The organism is uncultured Shewanella sp. (assembly GCF_947501225.1).
GTDB lineage: Bacteria > Pseudomonadota > Gammaproteobacteria > Enterobacterales > Shewanellaceae > Shewanella.
This window is the reverse complement of sequence record NZ_CANMUW010000033.1, coordinates 1-5,245: the sequence shown is the minus strand read 5'-3', so window position 1 is coordinate 5,245 and position 5,245 is coordinate 1. Positions and strand designations below refer to the sequence as shown.

Genomic DNA, 5,245 nt, shown 5'->3' with positions numbered 1-5,245 from the left:
TTAGTCTCACCGCCATAGGCTTTAGTAAGTACTGCAGAGATAGCAGCTGTTAGAGTTGTTTTACCATGGTCAACGTGACCGATGGTACCCACGTTAACGTGAGGTTTGCTACGTTCAAATTTTTCTTTAGCCATGGTATTGCCCCAATCAGATATCTTGGTGATGAAACCGACATATAACAAAAAATTCGATGCATAAATGACATCGAATCAATTAAGTATTTATAGGATATTTGAAGAAGGCTGGCGCTGATGGCAGTGACTTAAAACCTCACCCTCGTAAGGGTGTGCTCATAAGGGCGAGCACATCAGCGAAAATTGGAGCGGATGGCGGGAATCGAACCCGCGTTATCAGCTTGGAAGGCTGGAGTAATACCATTATACGACATCCGCGCAACCTACTTCAGGTTACCTAACTACCTAGAATATGGTGGAGGGAGAAGGATTCGAACCTTCGAAGGCTGAGCCGTCAGATTTACAGTCTGATCCCTTTGGCCACTCGGGAACCCCTCCAGAAAAATGGTGCCGGCACCAAGAGTCGAACTCGGGACCTACTGATTACAAGTCAGTTGCTCTACCAACTGAGCTATGCCGGCGTGTCATTTCGGTAGCGGATATTATGGAAATGTCGGCACAAGTGCAATAGCTAAATCGAAAAAAAATGAAAAAAAGCCCTAATAACTGTTTTTTCGCTTACAAAACCAGCTTTACGTTTATTTTTAGAGCAAGCGTTCTAACCGGTTACAAACATCTCGTTGAAAGTGAGCATTAATATTGTTCAAGCGAATCTGTTAGTGTACTGTGCCCCCTCACAGGGGGAAAACCAATGACAACCGAAAATCATATTCATAATGCACTGTATCTGCCGTTTAACAGATCACAGTGGGCCGAATTACGAGAATCGGTACCTTTAACACTCGACGAGCCGGAGCTCGCTAACCTTAGAGGTATAAACGAGAAGCTGTCTTTGACTGAAGTCACCGATATCTACTTACCACTCAGCCGCTTACTTAACCTTATCGTTGGTGCGAAACAGAAAAGAGGCTTGGTCCTCAATGAGTTTTTAGGTAGAAAGCCTCCTAAGCGTCCCTACATCATCAGCATTGCCGGAAGTGTTGCTGTTGGTAAGAGTACAACTGCACGTATCCTGCAGGCGCTACTGAGTCAATGGCCCGAACACCCCAGTGTCGACCTTGTGACTACAGATGGATTCCTCTATCCCTTGGCCGAACTCAAGCGCCGAGGTCTGCTGCAGAGAAAAGGCTTTCCTGAAAGTTATGATATGAAGATGCTGGTAGAGTTTATCTCAAACGTAAAAGCCGGCAATGAGCACGTGAAATCCCCTCTATATTCACATATTACCTATGACCGGATCACAGACAGCTATCAAGCAATTGAACAGCCGGATATTCTCATCATTGAAGGATTAAATGTTTTACAATCCGGGCAAGATTCAGCGGTCGGCATCCAACAACCGTTCGTTTCAGATTTTGTAGATTTCTCTATCTATGTCGATGCCGAAGAGCAACTGTTAAAGCAGTGGTATATTGACCGCTTTCTACAGTTTCGTGGTGGCGCCTTCAGTGATGAAAATTCTTATTTTCATCACTACGCTAACCTGGCGGACAAGGATGCGAAAACGATTGCAGCTAATATATGGGATAGCATTAACGGCCCAAATTTGAAGCTGAACATCGAGCCTACACGTGATCGAGCTCACCTGATACTTCAGAAAGGTGATGATCACTTAATGAGCCAGGTTCTACTTCGTAAGTAAAAATTATAATTGAAGCGCTATGTGGCGCTTCTAAGTGTTATTTCACCGCCAACAAATGCCTCAACTCTACCGCCACTCTCTAGTAAAATGGCTCCGGTCTCATCAATACCACGGCAGACACCAAATACCTGATTCTCTCCCATCAGCAACTTAACCTCTTTACCATAGAAGATGTCGACATCTTGCCACCTGAGAAGAAATGGTTTCATACCAGCGAGTTCAAATTCGTTAAGGTCAACAAATAACTGCTTCTGTAAAGCAATCATCAAGTCTGTCTTACTCAGACCCACAGTCAAATCCGATAGATCACTCCAGGGTTGATCGATTTTCTCGCCCTGACCTTTAGACATAGAGATATTGATCCCGATACCAATAACCAGGTGGCAATGGCCATCGGCCTGACCGCTCATCTCAATTAATACACCGGCAAGCTTCTTATCATTTAGATAAATATCATTAGGCCACTTTACGCCAACTCCCTCTACGCCAAAAGACTCAAGTACCTTCACCAGTGAGCAAGCGACGACAAGGCTGAGTCCGGCAGCCTTAGCCATTCCCTGAGACAAGTTCCAATACATTGAGCAATACAGATGGCATCCATAGGGAGATACCCAACTCCTTCCTCGTCTTCCCCTCCCAGCAGACTGATATTCGGCAACACAAATGTCACCGGAATTAAGATCCTCGACATTTTTCAGGAAAAAGGCGTTAGTGCTGGGGATCTCATCGAAATAAAAGCAGCGGTGGTTAATCTCGTTTTTAAGCCTACTCTCATCTATGAGTGAAATCTTACTGGCGAGCTTATACCCCTTACCTTTTACGCTAAAGACTTCAATACCGTACTCTTCGAGGGAGGCGATATGTTTACCAATTGCGGCCCTGGATATTCCAGCCTGATTTGCTAAGAGCTCGCCAGAGACGAAACCACCGGTGTTAAGAGCTGCTATAATGGCTCGTTTTCTATCCCACTGTTCTTTCATCTTCTAACTCCCTCTCACCCTCTGCGCCAATAATCCTGGGCTCAGCTTCTAAAATTACGTCAAATTTGTTTTTAATTGTCTCAATAACCCGCATCGCTAACTGAAGAATGTCTCTGCCGCTCGCCTGACCTTTGTTGATTAACACCAGAGCCTGCTGCTCATGCACGGCAGCATCACCAACCGCAACTCCCTTTAAACCAGCATTGTCGATTAACCAACCGGCCGCCAACTTTACAGAACCATCCTCCAGGGAATAGCCAACCAATGCCGGATAACTCTCAATTAATTTCTTATACCTTGTGGTTGAGACAATCGGATTTTTGAAGAAACTACCTGCATTACCAATGACAGCTGGATCAGGTAATTTTTCAGTTCGTATGCGGCAGATACAATCAAATACTTGTTCAGGAGTAACACTATCAGCTTCGAACTGCTTCAATGGTCCATAAGAGAGCCTGGGCTGCCACCTTTTAGCTAACTTAATGCCTACAGAAGTCACTACCGTCACCCCTTTCAACTCCGCCTTAAAAATAGATTCCCTGTAGCCGAACTGACATTCATCGCTCCTAAACCGGGTCAACTTTCCACTACGTAGATCTACAAATTCGACCCAGTCGCAAATATCCATAAACTCGAGGCCATAGGCACCAATATTTTGTATGGGAGCCGCACCGACTGTGCCCGGAATTAAAGCTAAATTTTCGAGCCCCGGCATAGCTTTAGTTAAGCAATATTCTACCAATTGATGCCACTCCTCGCCGGCCTCAACATTCAGGTAGTAATACTCATCATCTTCATGGCATTCGATCCCCTTCGAAGCGATCTTAACCACGGTTCCTTGATAATCATCAGTTAAAAGAATATTACTACCGCCCCCAAGTACAAAAAAAGGCTTACTGTCGGCAAAAAGTTTTGAACATACACTGATCAATTCATTTTTTGTGCCTACAGTTATCAAATTCCTGCAGGAGTAGTCGACACCAAAAGTGTTAAAGGATTTTAGAGAGTGGATAGCTTCTGCTGGCATGGTATCTGTTTTTGTGAGCAAAAGGCCATTGTAGCCTATTTACAAGGAGGAAAATAACCACTTTGCCAATTCTATAATTCTTAATCTATAACGCCATCTGAAATAAAAGCTAAGAGAGGTATTACAACAGGAAAAAGATCTCCGTCTCTCAGTAAAATACGCCTGAACACTCTATTAACAGTAAGTTGCAATCCTGAATGTTAAATCATGGGCTGCGGGCTCAACCTACCACAACACCGCCCCATGTTCCTTTGACGCGTAAGTCAGGGTGAATATGACGAAGTCATAAGCTAATGAACGAGAGACAGGGATTGTCGAACTAGCTTTGTACATAGATGTACAAACTTTCTATTTATAAAGAGCCTAATATCTCCAGGGATGGAGTGAATGCTCAACATTGCCAGGAGCAATGTGAGTCCAACTGAACTACGAAGTGCATGGATGCACAAATGTCACGAAGACCAAGGATGGTCGAGAGTGACCGCTCTGCTTGTAGCTTTTCATTTCATAAAATCCAGATACGAAAAAGCTCTGGCACTCTCTGCTCATAAGAAGTGCTAGGGCTCATCGTAATGTTTGTGGGCGAGTGTGGCGATAGCCACAAGCATACGAGCGCGAAGCTTTAGCTTAACTGGGGCGGATTTATCCGCGACGCCATAACGAAAAAAGCCTCAGCACTCCCCGTAAATGGAAAGTGTAGAGGCTTTCTTCTTTATGTTGGCGGAGCGGACTAGCTCTTAACAAAAGCTGAACCCGCGTGCCTTCGGCACGCGAAACAGGGTGAATATGACGAAGTCATAAGCTAATGAACGAGAGACAGGGATTGTCGAACTGGCTTTGTACATAGATGTACAAACTTTCTATTTATAAAGAGCCTAATATCTCCAGGGATGGAGTGAATGCTCAACATTGCCAGGAGCAATGTGAGTCCAACTGAACTACGAAGTGCATGGATGCACAAATGTCACGAAGACCAAGGATGGTCGAGAGTGACCGCTCTGCTTGTAGCTTTTCATTTCATAAAATCCAGATACGAAAAAGCCCTAGCACTCTCTGCTCATAAGAAGTGCTAGGGCTCATCGTAATGTTTGTGGGCGAGTGTGGCGATAGCCACAAGCATACGAGCGCGAAGCTTTAGCGTAGCTGGGGCGGATTTATCCGCGACGCCATAACGAAAAAAGCCTCTACATTACTGTAGAGGCTTTCGTCTTTGTGTTGGCGGAGCGGACGGGACTCGAACCCGTGTGCCTTCGGCACGTGAAACAGGCCGCTTTCTATTTATAAAGAGCCTAACCAACTGAACTACCGCTCTGCTTGTAGCTTTTCATTTCATAAAATCCAGATACGAAAAAGCCCTAGCATTGCTGCTAGGGCTCATCGTAATGTTGGCGGAGCGGACGGGACTCGAACCCGCGACCCCCGGCGTGACAGGCCGGTATTCTAACCAACTGAACTACCGCTC

Annotated in this window: 4 protein-coding genes and 3 tRNA genes; 1 reads left to right on the top strand and 6 read right to left on the bottom strand. The window is 45.2% G+C overall.

Features of this window, described 5'->3' with window-relative positions; genetic code table 11:
- The 4 genes from Q1B47_RS21765 to Q1B47_RS21750 all read right to left on the bottom strand — a co-directional run.
- Positions 1 to 134: GTP-binding protein (locus tag Q1B47_RS21765; RefSeq protein WP_299798791.1), on the bottom strand; the 134-nt coding region annotated here is incomplete at its 3' end.
- A gap of 184 nt (positions 135 to 318) precedes the next feature.
- Positions 319 to 392, bottom strand: a tRNA-Gly gene (locus Q1B47_RS21760).
- 35 nt (positions 393 to 427) lie between these two features.
- A tRNA-Tyr gene (locus Q1B47_RS21755) sits at positions 428 to 512 on the bottom strand.
- A gap of 7 nt (positions 513 to 519) precedes the next feature.
- Positions 520 to 595, bottom strand: a tRNA-Thr gene (locus Q1B47_RS21750).
- A 230-nt stretch (positions 596 to 825) separates the two neighbouring features.
- On the opposite strand from Q1B47_RS21750, the gene coaA reads away from it, so the two are divergent.
- The gene (gene coaA, locus Q1B47_RS21745; RefSeq protein ID WP_299798821.1) at positions 826 to 1,776 is read left to right on the top strand and encodes a type I pantothenate kinase; all 951 of its coding nucleotides are present in this window, start codon (positions 826 to 828) and stop codon (positions 1,774 to 1,776) included.
- A gap of 17 nt (positions 1,777 to 1,793) precedes the next feature.
- On the opposite strand, the gene birA is transcribed toward coaA, so the two are convergent.
- Both birA and murB read right to left on the bottom strand, forming a co-directional pair.
- On the bottom strand, positions 1,794 to 2,756 hold the full coding sequence (gene birA, locus Q1B47_RS21740) for a bifunctional biotin--[acetyl-CoA-carboxylase] ligase/biotin operon repressor BirA (RefSeq protein ID WP_299798819.1): 963 nt from the start codon (positions 2,754 to 2,756) through the stop codon (positions 1,794 to 1,796).
- Entirely contained in the window at positions 2,737 to 3,783 is a 1,047-nt protein-coding gene (gene murB, locus Q1B47_RS21735) for a UDP-N-acetylmuramate dehydrogenase (protein WP_299798817.1), read from the bottom strand. Before murB ends, birA begins: the two co-directional genes overlap by 20 nt.
- Positions 3,784 to 5,245 lie beyond the last annotated feature (1,462 nt).

Coding starts and splice junctions, on each gene's coding strand:
- murB (WP_299798817.1), bottom strand. CDS start 3,783: ATGCCAGCAGAAGCTATCCACTCTCTAAAATCCTTTAACACTTTTGGT.
- coaA (WP_299798821.1), top strand. CDS start 826: ATGACAACCGAAAATCATATTCATAATGCACTGTATCTGCCGTTTAAC.
- birA (WP_299798819.1), bottom strand. CDS start 2,756: ATGAAAGAACAGTGGGATAGAAAACGAGCCATTATAGCAGCTCTTAAC.